The sequence below is a fragment of the Asaia krungthepensis NRIC 0535 genome (genome assembly GCF_025995175.1).
GTDB lineage: Bacteria > Pseudomonadota > Alphaproteobacteria > Acetobacterales > Acetobacteraceae > Asaia > Asaia krungthepensis.
The window spans coordinates 266,982-281,472 of the sequence record NZ_BAPV01000004.1 but is presented as its reverse complement, the minus strand read 5'-3'; the positions used below and the strand labels follow the sequence as shown (position 1 = coordinate 281,472).

The following is a 14,491-nucleotide window of genomic DNA, read 5'->3' as shown; positions in this document are numbered from 1 at the left end:
GATCATGACGGAACAAGAAACACTCGGCTACGATTTCGCCAAGGCTGAGCCCGAATGGCAGGCAAAATGGGACGCTGTGCGCGCTTTCGCCGCAGACGACCACCCTGCCGCCGACAAGCCGAAATATTACGTGCTCGAGATGTTTCCGTATCCGTCGGGTCAGCTCCATATGGGCCATGTGCGCAATTATGCGCTCGGTGATGTCGTGGCGCGCTACAAGCGCGCGCGTGGTTTCTCGGTACTGCATCCCATGGGCTGGGATGCGTTCGGCCTCCCCGCCGAAAACGCGGCGCGCGAGCGCGGCGTGCATCCTGGGCAGTGGACACTCGACAACATCGCTGCCATGCGTGGCACCTTGCAGCGTCTGGGCTTTTCGCTGGATTGGGAGCGTGAGATTGCGACCTGTCTCCCGGAATATTACGGTCATCAGCAGAAGCTGTTCCTCGATATGTGGCGCAAGGGTCTCGTTGAACGACGCGAATCCTCGGTCAACTGGGATCCGGTGGACAACACCGTTCTGGCCAATGAGCAGGTGGTCGATGGCCGTGGCTGGCGCTCCGGCGCGCTGATCGAAAAGAAGCGTCTGTCCCAGTGGTTCCTCAAGATCACCGATTTTGCAGCGCCCCTGCTCGAAGGGCTGGACAAGCTCGATCGCTGGCCAGCGCGCGTGCGCGTCATGCAGGAGCGCTGGATCGGTCGTTCCGAGGGCGCACGGGTGCGTTTTGCGCTCCATGCGCCGCCGGAAGGGTTCGATGTCGATCTGGATTCTGTCGAGGTCTTCACGACGCGACCCGACACGCTTTTCGGTATGAGCTTCGTGGCGATTGCGGCCGATCACCCGCTTGCCGCCAAGGTGGGACGGGAGAACGAGGCGGTACGTGGCTTCATTGAGGAATGCCAGCGTCTTGGCACGTCCGAGGAAGCGATCGAGGCTGCTGAAAAGCGCGGCATCGATACGGGACTGCGTGTCAGCAATCCCTTCGCGCCCGACGAGACCGTGCCGGTCTGGATCGCCAATTTCGTGCTGATGGAATATGGCACAGGCGCTGTGTTCGGCTGCCCCTGCGGTGACCAGCGCGATCTCGATTTCGCACGCAAATACGATCTGCCGGTGCGCCCTGTCATTCTACCGACAGGCGAGCAGCAGGCGGGATTCACGGTCGGCAAGACGGCCGTCACCGGTGAGGGCACGCTCATCAATTCCGGCTTCCTTGACGGGCTGGATATTGTCGAGGGCAAGCGCAAGGCGATCGAGCGCCTCGAAGGCATGGGGATCGGGCGGAGCGTCGTGAACTGGCGTCTGCGTGACTGGGGTATCTCTCGTCAGCGCTACTGGGGCTGCCCCATCCCGGTCATTCACTGCGATAGCTGCGGTGCCGTTCCGGTGCCGGATGACCAACTCCCGCTCAAACTACCTGAGGACGTGACATTCGATCGTCCCGGCAATCCGCTCGATCATCACCCGAGCTGGAAGCATGTGGATTGCCCGCAATGCGGTGCCAAGGCACGTCGCGAAACCGATACGTTCGATACGTTTGTCGATAGCTCATGGTATTTTGCGCGCTTCACCGCTCCTCATGCTGCCACGCCCACCGATCCGGTTGCGGCCAATAGCTGGCTGCCTGTCGACCAGTATATTGGCGGCATCGAGCACGCGATCCTGCATCTGCTCTACGCGCGGTTCTTCACCCGGGCCATGCATGAAACCGGTCACCTGAATGTGGACGAGCCTTTTGCCGGGCTCTTCACGCAGGGCATGATCACCCATGAAAGCTATCGCGACGAGAATGGCTGGCTTGCGCCGGAAGACGTTGTGCGTTCGGGCGATGGTTATGTGCGCCGCGACAACGGCCAGCCGGTCCAGCAGGGCCGTCTGGAGAAGATGTCCAAGTCTAAGCGCAATACGGTATCGCCGACCGCGATCATTGAGCGCTTCGGTGCTGATACGGCGCGCTGGTTCGTCCTGTCCGACAGCCCGCCGGAACGTGACATGGAATGGACGGAAGCGGGTGTGTCCGCGTCTGCCCGCTTTGGGCAGCGGCTCTACCGTCTGATCCAGTCCGTTGCGACACAGGTACCGTCGGATGCCGCCTTCGGCGAGGGCGGACGTAGCCTGCGTCAGGCTACGCATCGCACCATTCGCGCCGTGACCGAGGCTCTGGAGGGCTTCACGCCCAACGTGGCCGTGGCTCGCCTGCACGAGTTGAGCGCGGCCCTTTCAGAGGCCGAGAAGTCGAACGAGGCGGGGATTGGCGCGGCACGACGCGAGGCTGCCCTTGCCCTGTCCCTGCTCGTGGCGCCCATGATGCCGCATCTGGCGGAAGAGATGGTGGCCTTGCTTGACCCGCAGGGGGCGATGGTTGTCGAACGCGCCTGGCCGGAAGCGCTGGAAGAATTCCTGACGCGTGACAGCGTGACGCTGGGTGTTCAGATCATGGGCAAGCTGCGTGGCACGATCGAGGTGCCGCCCGATGCGCCGTCCGACATGGTTTTGCCTCTGGCTGAGGCTGAACCGAATGTGGCGCGGATGCTCGAGGGAAAGCGCATCGTCAAGCGCATCCATGTGCCCAATCGTATCGTCAATTTCGTTGTGGCAGGCTGAAACCATGCGTCGTCTTGTCCTGCTTGCCGGTCTGGCCCTGAGCGGTTGCGGTTTCCAGCCGCTTTATGGAAGTAACGGCGCAGGCGGGACGCGCGTGAATCATGAGTTGCAGCGTATCTGGGTGGCGAATATCCCCGATCGTCAGGGGCAGGAACTGCGGCTGGCTCTTCAGGAACAACTGGGTAGCGGCAGCACGAAGGCGCCTGACGGCTACACGCTCAATGTGAATTTTGGCGTGAACGCCTCGGTGATCGATATTCATAGCGACAATACCGCCGGTCGTTTCCGCGAGATCGGTACGGCGCACTGGACGCTCTACACGGTCGAGCAGACGCCCAGGCTTCTGGCGCAGGGTGACGTGACGCAGCTCGACGGCTTCAATGCGACCTTCGAGCAGTATCTTGCCCAAACGCTGAACGACGAGACGGTCCGGGCCCGACTGGCAGAGACCCTTGCCGGGTCGATCCGTCAGCAGATTGCCGTCTGGTTCAAATCCCAGATCAAGCCATCGCGCAATAACGCCGCCGATGTTCCTTCCTACTTCGACCCCAATGCCATGCCGACACAGAACGGCCAGCCCTATGAAAAGGCCGGACCGGATGGTTTCCCGGCGGCTGCCACGGGACGTACCGATCTGAACAGCACGGATAACTGAGGGCGGATGAAGATCGATGCCCGCTCGACTGCGCGCACACTGGCCGAGATCGGCAAGTGGCGCGGGGTTCTGCTCTACGGCGATGATCTTGGTCTGATTCGTGAGCGTGCTGCGCAATGCGTGCGGCTGGTAGCGGAATCCCTGGATGATCCGTTTCGTGTGGCTGTGCTCGACCAGGAACAGCATGGTCGCATCGAGGAGGAGATCGGCGCGTTGTCGCTCATTGGTGGGCGACGTGCCGTCTGGGTTCGCGACGCGCAGGATGCTGTGCTGGCACGTGTGACGGCGGCTCTGCAAATCGAGAGCGATACCCTGCTCGTGATCGAGGCGCCCGGCCTTGCCTCTCGGGCCAAACTTCGTGCCGCGCTCGATGCCCATCCGAAGATCGCGGCCATTGGCTGTTACCCGGAAGAGGGTCGCACGCTCATCGCATCCCTGGCCGATCTGTTCCGCGAGGCCGGAATCGCCGTCGATCGCGACGCGCTTTTCTGGCTCTCCTCGGTACTCGGAGCGGACCGGGCTGCCGTCCGCAGCGAAGTGGAAAAGCTGGTCCTCTATGCCGGGGAGAGCGGCAAGCTGAGCCTCGATGAATGTCAGGAATGTATAGGCGATTCGGCTGGGGCCACGCTCGATGACGCCACATCGGCAGCGATGGCCGGTGACCGTGCCGTGGCCGATATCGCTCTCGAGCGTGCTTTGGCCGATGGCCTCTCACCGATTGCTCTGGCACGGGCCTGCCTGTCTCTCATGACGCGTCTGCTGCGCGTTCTCGACTGGATGGATGAGGGGAAATCGCGACAGGAAGCTGTGAAGATGCTGAGGCCACCGGTTTTCTTCAAGAAGGTGGACAGCTTCACCAAGGCGCTGGAACGCTGGGACCGCCCGGGTCTCGTCCGCGCCTGCGAGGCGGTGCAGGGGTTCGAGCTTGCGTGCAAACAGACTGGCTCTCCCGATCTCGCCCTGTCGCGACGCCTCATTGCCCAGCTTTGTCTCGGCCCACGTTCATTCCAGCGTTGAAATCATTTCCGGCATCTGCCACCCCTGTATCTGTCCTGACATTGTGGGTGGGCTACACCGGGGAGAGCTGACAATCGACTGTGCCGATATTCCATCTGCCGGGCCCTATGGAACATGCCTGAGCGTCGTGTCCGCGCGATGAGTGTCTCAGCCCTGTGGGAGTTCCTGTTGCGGCGTCGTTCGGCGCTCTGTGCTGCCTGCATCCTTTGCCTCCTGATCATGGCGGCTCTTGCTGCGCCGCTCTACGCGCACGTCATCGGGGTCGACCCGATGGAATCGAACCTTGCCGGATCCGTCATGCGCAATGGCACGATGCAGGATGTCATGCAGGCCAATGACAACCCTCTCCACCTCGGTTTGTCGCCCATTGGTCCCTCATGGCGCTGGGGGGCTTATGCCCTTGGCGCCGACTCCCAGGGGCGCGATGTTGCCGCAAGACTGCTCTATGGCGGACGCAGTTCGCTGTTGATCGCGATCAGCGCGGCCTGCCTCTCCCTGATTGCCGCCACGTCATGCGGGCTGATTGCCGGATATTGCGGCGGATGGGTCGATCTCCTGATTTCGCGGCTGCTCGATATCCTTTGGGCCGTTCCGGTCTATCTCTTCGCCATCAGCCTGAGCGTGGTCACGATCGGTCATGATCTCTCTCTCGGGCCGTTTCATCTGAGCGCCGATTCCCTTTTGCTGCCGATCGTCATCATCGCGCTGATCTACGTGCCCTACGCGGCGCGCCCCATACGCGCGCGCACCAAGAGCCTGTCCAATGCCGGTTTCGTTCTGGCGGCGAGGGGGCTGGGGGCATCGTCATGGCGTATCGTGCTGCGCGAGATCCTTCCCCTTCTGGCAGAGACCGTACTGGTTCTGGCCCCTCTGATCATGGCCCTGTGCTTGCTGGCAGAATCGGCTCTGTCTTTTCTCAGTCTCGGTGTGCAGGCTCCTGCGGCATCGTGGGGGAGCCTCATCCATGATGGCGAGGGGCTGATCTATAGCCGCCCTGTGGTGGCGATTGCGCCCGGACTGGCGATCATCGTGACCGTGCTCTGCCTGAATGCGCTGGGGGATGCCGCCCAAGCAGAGCTCAGGGCGAAGGGGCAGAGATGAAGGGTTTTCTCTCCCGTCTGGGCCAGATGCTACTCGTCCTGTTCGGTATCTCGGTGCTGGTCTTTGCCGTGTTCTTTGCAACACCGGGCTCGGACCCGTCAGCCCGTATCGCAGGGCGCGGCGCCAGTCCCGAGGTGGTGGCACGTGTGCGTCATGCCTACGGGTTCGATCGTGCCTTACCGGTCCGGTATCTCACGATGATGGACCATCTGTTCATCTCCCGGAACCTGACGTCCTACGTCAATCACGGGCAGAATGTGGTGGAGGAGGTTTTTGACGCCGCGCCCGTCACGCTTTCGCTGGTCGCTTTCGCAGCGATCTTCTGGGTGGCAGGAGCGCTGGTTTTCGGTCTGCTCGGCGCCGCATGGCAAGGCAGCCTGCTCGATCGGCTGATTTCCATACTCGCTCTGGTGGGGCTTTCCATGCCGGTCTTCTGGCTGGGTGAAATGGTCAATCTTGTGAGTCAGAGCCGCTTTCACGAAACCTGGCTGTTCAGATGGGTGCCGCCGCTGGGCTATGTACCGTTCACAACCGATCCCGTGTCCTGGGCAAAGGGGCTGATCCTGCCAGCCATGACTCTCTCTGTGGCGTTCATCGGTCTGTACAGCCGCGTCCTGCGCACCGATCTGCTGACTGCGATGCAGGATGACTCCCTGCGTACCGCCCGCGCCAAGGGAGCGGGGCCGTGGCGGCTTTGGTTCGCCCATGCGCTTCGACTGTCCGGTCTCAGCGCGCTGTCACTTTTCGGGCTCGATTTCGCACAGCTTCTGGGGGGAGGGGCATTGCTCACCGAAGTCGTTTTTGCCCTGCCGGGGGTGGGGCATCTTACCTATCAGGGGCTGAGCACGCTCGACCTGCCACTGATCATGGCGACAGTGCTCTACGCCGCCTTTTTTGTGGTGATTGCCAATGCCCTGATCGATGGGCTTTATCGCCTGCTCGACCCCCGTATCGGGCGGGGGTCGCATGGGCAGTAAGGCGCTGCTCTCCCTGCGCGATCTGCGTCTCGAACATCCCAGGGCCGGGGTGCTGCTCGACGGTGTCTCGCTCACCCTCGAAAGAGGCCAGATTCTCGGTGTGGTCGGTGAATCCGGCTCTGGCAAGAGCCTGACAGGCCTTAGTGTTCTCGGACTGCATCCTGCGGGAAGACTGACCGGCACGATGATGTTCGATGGACAGGATCTGACGCATTTCACAGCGCGTGAATGGCAGGGCTTCCGGGGCAGGCGTGCTGCAATGATCTTTCAGGATCCGATGTCAGCGTTTTTGCCGGTTCGTCGCATTGGTGCCCAGATTGAAGAGCAGATCAGACTGCACTTGCCGCTTTCCCGGCGCGAGGCCCGCGCCCGTGTCGTCTCGCTGCTGGGGCGCATGGGTGTGCCCTCTCCGGAGCGTACGGCAGAGCGTTACCCGCATGAACTCTCGGGTGGGTTGAGACAGAGGGCCATGATCGCCATGGCCTTGTCCTGCGATCCTGAATTGCTGATTGCCGATGAGCCGACAACCGCGCTCGACGTGACCGTTCAGGCGCAGATACTGGTTCTCCTGCGTGAGATCGGTGCGCGCGATGCCAGTGTCATGCTGATCACCCATGACATGGGTGTGGTTGCGCAAAGCTGCACGCATGTGGCCGTGCTCTATGCGGGGGTGGTGATCGAGAGCGGTCCGGTCGAGGCAATCCTGAAGACGCCTCTGCACCCTTACACCCAGGCATTGCTGCGGGCGATTCCGCCCCTGTCAGGTCCGAGGCCCGACCGGTTGCCGGTTATCGAAGGCGCCCCCCCTGCGCCGAATGCTCGGCCTTCTGGCTGTGTGTTCGCCCCGCGCTGCGCGTCGGTTGAGGCGCGATGCCAGATGAGGCCCGTCTTCAGAAGCCGGGGGAATCATCAGGTCGCCTGCGTGCTATACGCATGACCATGCTGCTTCAGGCCAATGAATTGGCACGAACCTATACCGTCGGGAGTGGCGGAAAGCTGCGTGCCGTGGACGATGTCTCGCTCGCGCTTGCACGAGGCGAGGCCCTCGCTCTGGTCGGGGAGTCAGGGTGCGGGAAGTCGACGCTTGGGCGCCTGCTCATGGGGTTCGATCGTCCCGACAGGGGGCAGGTCATTTTCGAAGGTCAGGATCTGGCGACGCTTTCTACAAAGGCCATGCGTGTTCTGCGTGGCAGATTGCAGATGGTGTTCCAGGACTCAGGCTCGGCTTTCAATCCGCGCTGGACAATCGGGCAGGCCCTGGCCGAACCCTTTCGCATCCACAAGCGGCCATGGTCCCGCCAGAGCCTGACGGCGCTGCTCGAGCGTGTCGGGCTCTCACCGGCCTTTTACGATCGCTACCCGGCTGCCCTGTCGGGGGGGCAGCGCCAGAGGCTGAACATTGCACGGGCCATTGCCCTTGCGCCGCAATTGATCGTGGCGGACGAGCCTGTCTCTGCGCTCGATGTGTCGGTGCAGGCGCAGATTATCAATCTGCTGCGCGATCTGCAGGCCGATCTCGACCTGGCCTGTCTGTTCATCTCGCACGACCTCGCTGTTGTGCGTCAGATCGCCGATCGGATGGCGGTCATGTATCTGGGCGGAATTGTGGAGGAGGGCGAGACGCTCTCCGTCCTTGCTGTGCCGTTCCATCCCTACACGCGCGCGCTTGTGGATGCCGTCCCTCAACCGGGAAAGCCCCTTGGAGCGCCATTGCAGGGGGACGTACCGAGCCCGCTTTCGCCGCCGCCTGGCTGCCGTTTTCATACGCGCTGCCCGATCGCCCAGCCCCGTTGCGCGGCTGAGAGGCCGGCTCTGATTCACGTCGGGGATGGTCGAAAAGTCGCCTGCCATTATCCGCTGGCAAGCTAGGCCGCAGCGGCCCCAACCGGATTGGGGAGGCGGATGTATTTTTCCGGGGCGGTGAAGTTGTGCCCCGGAAAAATGCCTTGTCTCAGAAGCGCTGTGAGATACCCGTCAGGATGGTGCGACGCAGGCCATATTGCGGTGCACCGACGCCAATGCCGGAACCGTCGCGGATCTGGTAGCTCTTGTCGAACAGGTTCAGCACATCGAGGCGGAGTTCCGTGCGCTTGAGGAACGGCACGCGGAACAGATCCTTGAAGGACTGGACAAGGGAAAGATTGAAAGTGGCGTAGATCGGTACGGAACGGCCATTCGGGACGAGGCCGTCAGCACGCAGGCCACTGCCATAGACCATGGAGGCGGAAACCCGCGTGGGATGGCCGGTATGATAGAAGAAGGAGTAGCTGCCGCCAGCGGAGGCGGTCCAACGCTGATCATGGTCGAGATGGATCCAGCGATGGGCGGTATAGGCGAGGTCGTCCGGGTCCATCGTCCACTGGGCGGTGGTGATGTCCTTGCCGATAGCGCGCGACCAGGCCGCATTGCCGTAGAGCGACAGCGGGCCATGCTCGTAATTGGTCGAGAGTTCGTAGCCATTGACCTGACCGCGACGGTAATTGAACGCGGAGAGAATGATGGGCGCGCCGAACTGCCCCTCATCGATCATGTTTTTTGCGAGCTTCACATAGGCGTCGAATGAGGCGTGCCAGCCCGGCAGCAGCGACTGGGTGACGCCCGCGTCGAAGTAATGGTCGCGCTCTGCCTTGACCGTATTGTTCTGCAGCGTCTGGGGTTCGTTCGAGGTGCCGACGAATTTATAAAGCGAGGTGTTCGAGACAAGCTCGAACGGCGGCGGGGTGAAATAGCGCGAATAGCCCGCATGGAGCACGCCGCCACGCCAGGCGCGCCAGACAATGTTCAGGCGTGGGCTGACCTGCTTGGAATGGGTGTACTCATCCACGCCATCGAAGCGCAGACCATAATTGATGGTCAGGTTGCGCACGGGACGCCATTCGTCCTGCGCATAGAGCCCATACATCCAGCCCGTGCGCCCGCTGCCGTCATGCACATTGGTGGTGGTGCCGTCATAGATGGGCGTGCCGTCATCCTCGGCGCCGGTCTGCTGATAGACGATGGAGTCCGTCTTGGAACTGTTGCGTTCGACATAGACCTGATAGCCAAAACGCACCGTATGCTGACGGTTGGCATGCCATGTCACATCGGTCTGCGACCCGGTTGAGAAGACCGAGCGGGCGGCATGCTGGCTGATGCCGTTATAGACCAGGTCGCCCAGCGGATCGGGTGAATAGCCGAGTGAGGAATAGCGGGTCATGATCGAGCTTTGCAGGCTGACCTTGCCCATATCCTTCTGCAGCGAGAGAATACCGAAATCGGTGATTTCCTTCTGGCGCTCGTTCAGGCTGGCGCTGTCCACGCTCCCATAGACCTGTTGCGACAGGGAGGAGTCCAGAAAGCTCGGATTGGCAAATTGCCGCTGCTGGCCCGGATTATTGGGAAGCTGGTACTGCGCGTTCGAGACGCCGCCCGTCAGGCTGATACGGGTGTTCTCATCGGCCGTGTACCGCAGATGCCCGAGCGCATGATACTGGTTGCTCAGATCATGGATGGGGTTGAAGCTCGATGTGGGGTTCTCGACGCCAACGCGGTTATGCACGAAGTCACCCGTGGCAAAGAAATCCCATTTCCCGGCATGGCCGCCATATTGCAGCGACGGGAAGAAATAGTCGCGTGCCCCGCCATAGATCGAGGCATCCCCGCCCGGATCGGCGCTGCCATTCTTGGTGGTGATATCGATCACACCGGCCTGCAGAAAACCGTATTCGCTGGGAAGCGCGCCCGTGGTGAGCGATGCGGAATGGGCGAAGCGTGTCATGAGTGCCTGACCGAAAACGCTCAGCCCCTCAGGCAACTGCACGCCGTCGAGACGGAACTGCACTTCGTTATGATCGCCACGCACATGGATCTGGCCGAAGCTGTCCTGCGCGACGCCGGGGGCCTGGAGCAGCAGGGTATTGAGCGGGGCGTTATCGCCACCCGGATTGGTCTCGATATCGCGCCGGGTAAAGCGATAGGTCGTGGCACCGGTCGAGGATTGTAGCGAGGAGCGTATCTCGTCGAGACGGGCGTTGACGATGATATGTTCCTCATGGCTCGCTTCTCCACTGGCGGGAGACACTGCGCCATGATCGTCGAAAGACGTACGTGACCCGGCATCGGGCGCCTCTGCTGCAACCGTCGGAGCCGTAACCTTGGACCCTTTTGCAGTCGTGCGAGTTGCCGGTGCGGCGGAAGGCTTTGTCGGCTGCACGCTGCTGGCATTCGAGGCGACAGACTGCGCGTGAGCGGGAAGGGTCAGAGCGACGACGGAGCAGGACAGAAGCAGGCTGGCCGACCACAGGGAGCGGGGTGACATCATGACAATCCAACAGGCTGGGAACGGAATATATCGGCTTCGTTCCTATTCTGTATGATATAACATAACAATAGCTACCAAAGGCCGAGAGCGCCTCTATTGCAGAGTGTGACAAATAGGCGACAGGCCCCCACCATGAAAAGCAATTTAGGCAGGAAGCCGGATGCAGTGCTCGGCGTTCGTTGAAAACCTATGCACCCGCGAATGAGGTCATCCCGTCATGAAGCGCCGCTCCTTTCTTTCAGCCGCCTCCCTCGCCCCCGCGATGGGGCTGGCGACACCCGCCCTTGCAGCGGGAAACGCCGATGACGGGACGAGTTCGTCCGGAGATTTCGATGTGGTAGCGCGTTTCGAAGGGCCAGGACCGTCAGGCGTGGTCGTTCTGCCCGATGGACGCATGTTCGTGAGTTTCCCGCGCCATGCCGATAATCACCCCGGCGCGACGCTGGGCGAAATCAAGGGTGGTGTGGTGGTGCCTTACCCTTCTGCCGAACTCAGCCTGCCCTCGGACAAAGGCCCCGCCGACAGACTGATGTCCGTGCATGGAATCACCCATGATTCGGCCGGGCGTCTCTGGGTGATCGATGATGGCAAGCTTGCGGGGCACGATATCCCTCAAGGGGCCGCCAAGATCCTGTGTATCGACCCCGTAAGCAATCAGGTGGTGCACAAGATCCTGCTTGAGGCCCCCGCCATGCGGCCCGATAGCCATATGAATGATCTGCGCGTCGCGCTGTCTGTCGGGGCGAAGGGGACGGTCTTTGTGACAGACTCTTCCTTCGGGACTGAACCCGCCATGATCGTTGCCGATATCGCCACGGGGCGTACAAAGCGCGTTCTGGCACACCACCCTTCGACACAGGCGGTATCGGGTTTCATGGCGATCGTGGAGGGTGAGCCACGGCGTTACATTCCCCATCACCCTGAAATGGTCTCGGGCGGGGCCGATGGCATTGCCCTGCTACCCGATGAGTCGCGGGTCTACTTTGCCCCCCTGACCAGCCGTCGCCTGTACAGCATCCCGACAAAAACGCTCGCAGATCAGAGTCTGTCGGATGATGCACTGGGTGCGCAGATACGCGATGAAGGGGAAAAGGGAACAGCGGACGGGCTGTGTTTCGACCGGCACGGTCGCCTGTACACCACCAATTACGAGCATGACTGCATTCTGCGTCGCGATCCGGACGGTGCGATATCCATGGCCGTGCGCGATGCCCGTATTCTTTCCCCTGACGGGATCTGTGCCACCCCGGAATGGATTTATTGCACCCTCGGGCAGTGGAACCGGCTGCCTTCATTCAACAAGGGCGAAAACCGTCGTAAGCCGCCCTATCTCCTGATCCGCTTTCCTGTCGAACCCCTCAAGCCCCTCGATGCCCTCCCGACTGGAAAGCAGGGCTGAAACGTCAAAGAGCCGGATCGGGTATCCGATCCGGCTCTTCCGGGTCAGCAGACTGATGATGCTATGCCTCCGGCGTGGGCGTTCCCTGCTCATTGGTATGATGATCGACCACCGACGGGAGGAACTGCGCCAGCGCGGGGAGAAGCGCCCCTGCCGGAAGGCCGGTTTTCGCAACAAGCATCTGGATCTGTTCGTCGGTCAGAAGCGAGCGCAGCTCATCGGCGGAGATAGGCAAATTCTCGCCGGAACCGATCCAGGAACGGACCTTGTCCTCCAGACCGGCGCGTCTCGCCTGATCCATCAGCGTCTGGATGCCCTGCTCACTGGTGAGATATTCACCAATGCTCCCGCCCAGCTTTTCCCTGAGCTTGTCGCCCACGGAACCAAGGGCGGAATTGATCATCGACCCGAAAAAACCACTCAAACCTGCTCTCCGAATTATGGGCGGGCCTGATATGTCAGGCCGAACGCCGCGTTTCCTTGTCAATCTGCGGCATCTCGATATCGATCTCGAGCACCGAGCATCCATCGAGGCCGCCATCGAGCTTGACCTGAACCTTGTCCTGATCCACCGCCACATGGCGCTTGATCACCTCAAGGATCTCACGATGTAACTGACTGATCAGTTCCGAGTTGCCATTTCCCGAGCGCTCGTGAGCGAGCAGGATCTGCAGCCGGTCGCGCGCGACAGCGCTGGTGTTGCGCTTGGTGAAAAGTCCGAACAGGCTCATGCGACCCTCTTCTTGAACAGCCAGTCGAGCAGCCCCTTGCGCTCAACAGGGATCTGGATTTCCAGCTTCTCACCCTGAAGGCGGCGCGCCGCATCGAAATAGGCCCGTGCCGGAGCAGATTCGGGGTTCGAGAGCGTCACCGGAGCACCCACGTTGGAAGCGCGCAGCACTTCCTCGCTTTCTGGGACGATGCCGAGAAGCGGGATGGACAGGATTTCGAGCACATCTTCCGTATTCAGCATCTCGCCCTTTGCAGCGCGGGACGGGTCGTAACGGGTCATGAGAAGGTGCTTTTCAACCTTCTCGCCGTTCTTGGCTTTTTCCGTCGTGCTGTCGAGCATGCCGATAATGCGGTCGCTGTCGCGCACCGAGCTGACTTCCGGATTGGTCACGACCACGGCGATATCGGCATGATACATGGCCATCTGGGCCCCGCGCTCGATCCCTGCCGGGCTGTCGCAGATGATCCAGTCGAACTTGTCACGCAGCTCTTCAATGACCTGCGCCACGCCTTCAGCGGTCAGGGCATCCTTGTCGCGTGTCTGCGAGGCAGGCAGGATCGAAAGCGTCTCGACGCGCTTGTCGCGGATCAGGGCCTGGGAGAGCTTGGCATCGCCCTGGACCACATTGATAAAGTCGAACACGACGCGGCGCTCGGCGCCCATGACCAGATCGAGGTTGCGCAGACCGACATCGAAATCGATCACCACGACATTCTGACCCGACTGGGCGAGAGCGGCACCCAGTGCTGCTGTCGTGGTCGTCTTGCCGACCCCGCCCTTACCGGATGTGACTACCAGCACCTTAGCCATGTGCGCTCCACCAAAACTCAAACGGAAACCACCGCAATCCCTATGGTGCGGCCAATTTAATACTAATGAGGAATGGGTTCACGCCGCAATCGCCAGATCGCAAATAGTTCCATTCAGGCGAGTTTTGTGACGGTCACCCTGTCTTCCTCCAGCCGGGCCTGCGCGGGCTGGTCATGCAGGGTCGCCTCGATTTCTTCGGCAATCATGTAAAAACCGTCGATGGCGAGCAATTCGGCCTGCATCCTGCTGGCAAAAATACGGGCGCCGGGCTGGCCTCCAACACCGGCAATCGCCCGTCCACGCAGGGCGCCATAGACATGCACCGAGCCGCCGGCGATCAGTTCGGCACCGGAGGCAACGGAGCCCAGCACGATGATATCGCCGTCCAGATGCATGACCGACTGCCCCGACCGTATGGCACGATCGAGGATCAGACTCTCAGCGCGCTGGGTGGGGGGGAGGACCGGGTCAAGGGTATCGCTCTCGGCCTCCGGAAATTCCACCGTACCGCTGGCGCGCCCTCCCTCGAGCGATGCGGGCCAGTCCCAGTGATCGAGCTGGCTCCAGCTTCTGTCAGCCCCTTCGAGACCGATCATGTGTATGCCACGGGCGATCAGCTCTGCCTGCAATCCCTCGAGGCCCTCGGCATCCTGGGTGACGAGACCGAGATCGAGAATCACCGGACGACCGGCGAAGAACCCGACAGAGCGCGCAATCTGGTTGTCGAGCCCCAGGAGCCAATCGGAGAGAGGGGCCTCAGGAGAGAGAACGAGCGCCAGAAAGGAACGCCCACGTGCCCTGATGCGCATGGGCGCTCTCGCGGGCGCGGGATCGGTTTCGGCGCTGGTCGTCTGGTCTGTCATCGTGGGGGAACGCTCTGGGGCTCGTCGACGGAAA

At 61.6% G+C, this 14,491-nt stretch carries 13 protein-coding genes; 8 read left to right on the top strand and 5 right to left on the bottom strand.

All coding sequences use genetic code 11. The annotated features are described in order from the left end of the window. Positions 1-4: 4 nt before the first annotated feature. The 7 genes from leuS to AA0535_RS03735 all read left to right on the top strand — a co-directional run bounded on the left by leuS (position 5) and on the right by AA0535_RS03735 (position 8,221). Entirely contained in the window at positions 5-2,602 is a 2,598-nt protein-coding gene (leuS, locus tag AA0535_RS03765) for a leucine--tRNA ligase (RefSeq protein WP_264814556.1), read from the top strand. A 4-nt stretch (positions 2,603-2,606) separates the two neighbouring features. Further along, on the top strand, positions 2,607-3,257 hold the full coding sequence (locus AA0535_RS03760; RefSeq protein WP_264814555.1) for a hypothetical protein: 651 nt from the start codon (positions 2,607-2,609) through the stop codon (positions 3,255-3,257). 6 nt (positions 3,258-3,263) lie between these two features. Then, a complete protein-coding gene (gene holA / locus AA0535_RS03755; RefSeq protein ID WP_264814554.1) occupies positions 3,264-4,274 on the top strand; it encodes a DNA polymerase III subunit delta in 1,011 nt (336 codons plus the stop codon). 114 nt (positions 4,275-4,388) lie between these two features. Then, positions 4,389-5,375: an ABC transporter permease gene (locus AA0535_RS03750; RefSeq protein WP_373319269.1), complete on the top strand. Its 987-nt coding sequence runs from the start codon at positions 4,389-4,391 to the stop codon at positions 5,373-5,375. Then, positions 5,372-6,352 (top strand): ABC transporter permease, encoded by a 981-nt coding sequence (locus tag AA0535_RS03745; RefSeq protein WP_264814552.1) that lies wholly within the window; start codon positions 5,372-5,374, stop codon positions 6,350-6,352. Before AA0535_RS03750 ends, AA0535_RS03745 begins: the two co-directional genes overlap by 4 nt. Continuing rightward, positions 6,342-7,289: an ABC transporter ATP-binding protein gene (locus AA0535_RS03740; RefSeq protein ID WP_264814550.1), complete on the top strand. Its 948-nt coding sequence runs from the start codon at positions 6,342-6,344 to the stop codon at positions 7,287-7,289. The genes AA0535_RS03745 and AA0535_RS03740 overlap by 11 nt, the downstream gene beginning before the upstream one ends. Next, on the top strand, positions 7,286-8,221 hold the full coding sequence (locus AA0535_RS03735; RefSeq protein ID WP_264814548.1) for an ABC transporter ATP-binding protein: 936 nt from the start codon (positions 7,286-7,288) through the stop codon (positions 8,219-8,221). Before AA0535_RS03740 ends, AA0535_RS03735 begins: the two co-directional genes overlap by 4 nt. Before the next feature lie 82 nt (positions 8,222-8,303). On the opposite strand, the gene AA0535_RS03730 is transcribed toward AA0535_RS03735, so the two are convergent. Beyond that, entirely contained in the window at positions 8,304-10,652 is a 2,349-nt protein-coding gene (locus AA0535_RS03730) for a TonB-dependent receptor (protein ID WP_264814547.1), read from the bottom strand. A gap of 217 nt (positions 10,653-10,869) precedes the next feature. Between AA0535_RS03730 and AA0535_RS03725 the strand changes: the two genes are divergently transcribed. Continuing rightward, a complete protein-coding gene (locus tag AA0535_RS03725; protein ID WP_264814546.1) occupies positions 10,870-12,051 on the top strand; it encodes an SMP-30/gluconolactonase/LRE family protein in 1,182 nt (393 codons plus the stop codon). A gap of 61 nt (positions 12,052-12,112) precedes the next feature. Here AA0535_RS03725 and AA0535_RS03720 read toward each other — a convergent pair whose 3' ends face one another. From AA0535_RS03720 to minC, 4 genes are all read right to left on the bottom strand, one after another. Next, positions 12,113-12,580, bottom strand: a complete 468-nt coding sequence (locus AA0535_RS03720; RefSeq protein ID WP_373319268.1) for a YidB family protein — start codon at positions 12,578-12,580, stop codon at positions 12,113-12,115. Further along, positions 12,510-12,782 (bottom strand): cell division topological specificity factor MinE, encoded by a 273-nt coding sequence (gene minE / locus AA0535_RS03715; RefSeq protein WP_127100476.1) that lies wholly within the window; start codon positions 12,780-12,782, stop codon positions 12,510-12,512. Before minE ends, AA0535_RS03720 begins: the two co-directional genes overlap by 71 nt. Then, complete coding sequence (minD, locus tag AA0535_RS03710; RefSeq protein WP_264814544.1) at positions 12,779-13,594, bottom strand: septum site-determining protein MinD; 816 nt, start codon at positions 13,592-13,594, stop codon at positions 12,779-12,781. Before minD ends, minE begins: the two co-directional genes overlap by 4 nt. A 113-nt stretch (positions 13,595-13,707) precedes the next feature. Continuing rightward, positions 13,708-14,457, bottom strand: coding sequence for a septum site-determining protein MinC (minC, locus tag AA0535_RS03705; protein WP_264814543.1), 750 nt, complete (start codon positions 14,455-14,457; stop codon positions 13,708-13,710). Positions 14,458-14,491: the final 34 nt, after the last annotated feature.

Coding starts and splice junctions, on each gene's coding strand:
- leuS (WP_264814556.1), top strand. CDS start 5: ATGACGGAACAAGAAACACTCGGCTACGATTTCGCCAAGGCTGAGCCC.
- AA0535_RS03760 (WP_264814555.1), top strand. CDS start 2,607: ATGCGTCGTCTTGTCCTGCTTGCCGGTCTGGCCCTGAGCGGTTGCGGT.
- holA (WP_264814554.1), top strand. CDS start 3,264: ATGAAGATCGATGCCCGCTCGACTGCGCGCACACTGGCCGAGATCGGC.
- AA0535_RS03750 (WP_373319269.1), top strand. CDS start 4,389: ATGCCTGAGCGTCGTGTCCGCGCGATGAGTGTCTCAGCCCTGTGGGAG.
- AA0535_RS03745 (WP_264814552.1), top strand. CDS start 5,372: ATGAAGGGTTTTCTCTCCCGTCTGGGCCAGATGCTACTCGTCCTGTTC.
- AA0535_RS03740 (WP_264814550.1), top strand. CDS start 6,342: ATGGGCAGTAAGGCGCTGCTCTCCCTGCGCGATCTGCGTCTCGAACAT.
- AA0535_RS03735 (WP_264814548.1), top strand. CDS start 7,286: ATGACCATGCTGCTTCAGGCCAATGAATTGGCACGAACCTATACCGTC.
- AA0535_RS03730 (WP_264814547.1), bottom strand. CDS start 10,652: ATGATGTCACCCCGCTCCCTGTGGTCGGCCAGCCTGCTTCTGTCCTGC.
- AA0535_RS03725 (WP_264814546.1), top strand. CDS start 10,870: ATGAAGCGCCGCTCCTTTCTTTCAGCCGCCTCCCTCGCCCCCGCGATG.
- AA0535_RS03720 (WP_373319268.1), bottom strand. CDS start 12,580: ATGGATGCTCGGTGCTCGAGATCGATATCGAGATGCCGCAGATTGACA.
- minE (WP_127100476.1), bottom strand. CDS start 12,782: ATGAGCCTGTTCGGACTTTTCACCAAGCGCAACACCAGCGCTGTCGCG.
- minD (WP_264814544.1), bottom strand. CDS start 13,594: ATGGCTAAGGTGCTGGTAGTCACATCCGGTAAGGGCGGGGTCGGCAAG.
- minC (WP_264814543.1), bottom strand. CDS start 14,457: ATGACAGACCAGACGACCAGCGCCGAAACCGATCCCGCGCCCGCGAGA.